Here is a 998-nt window from a genome sequence, read left to right as displayed (position 1 = left end):
CGTCCAGCTGTATGCGGTCGGCCGGGGCATTTCTGCCAGTTACGAAAGTTTCAGGCCAAGCACTGCTGACTTGGGAGAACGAAACCCACAATATGCTGTGGAGCCCCGGCTGCCGTATACAGCATGTTAACGGGTCGTAATTTAATTATACCTATATCTTATTGGTAATGTAATTTTAGTCCTAACAGGAAGACCATTTATTAATCCAGGCTTCCAGGTTGTCATTAAATCAACTACTTTCATTGCTTCTTCATCATAGCTATTGCATAGTCTTCGAACAAATTCTTTATTACTAATTGTGCCATTCTTTTCGATTACAAATGAAATATATACAGCTCCCATACAATCTACGTCATTCTGAGGAAACCTAATATTCTCAAGAATAAAGGTCTTTAATTCAGCAATCTCATAATTCTTACTCTCTGTCATTAATGTGGGATATTTGTCTACCAACACATAAATAGAAGTGTCACTATTAATGACGTTATCAATCAATGCAGTATCCTTCTTTTGACCTAAAAATTTTGCATTGACAATGGACTCTACTCGCCCATTTAAAATTTTACACCTAAAACTATTTGAGCTTTCATCTTCTACTGAAAACCAACTTTGATACTCAATTAATTCTCCGGTATACCAGCTGGCAAATACCTTTGATGAAGTTTCTCCAAATATTTCATCCATTTTCATAAGATACCCTTCGCAACAATCTACCATTTTAACTAAAAATAAGCTGTCATTGTCAATTCTCCATGTTGCAATGTGTCCTCTCCAGCAATCAGTTGACATGCACATGTCGTCTGAATAAAACAAAATCGTTCTATTAATACTTGAATCTTTATCCATCAAGTATTCAAGTGGATAAGTGTCAATATAAATTGTATCTGACTTGTAAATTAATAAATCAGGAGTTTGTTCCGTTGCATAAATTGTCAACGAAAATAAAATCATAAATATGGTGGTAGTTTTTCTCATATTATGCCCGTTAACGCCCACAT

1 protein-coding gene is annotated in these 998 nt (G+C 35.4%); it reads right to left on the bottom strand.

The window, feature by feature from the left end:
• Nucleotides 1–141: 141 nt before the first annotated feature.
• Nucleotides 142–998 (bottom strand): energy transducer TonB (locus JCM15548_RS20595; RefSeq protein WP_227626093.1); only part of this gene is annotated, 857 nt, incomplete at its 5' end.

This window comes from Geofilum rubicundum JCM 15548 (assembly GCF_000974365.1).
GTDB lineage: Bacteria > Bacteroidota > Bacteroidia > Bacteroidales > Marinilabiliaceae > Geofilum > Geofilum rubicundum.
This window is presented reverse-complemented; position numbering and strand designations above follow the sequence as displayed.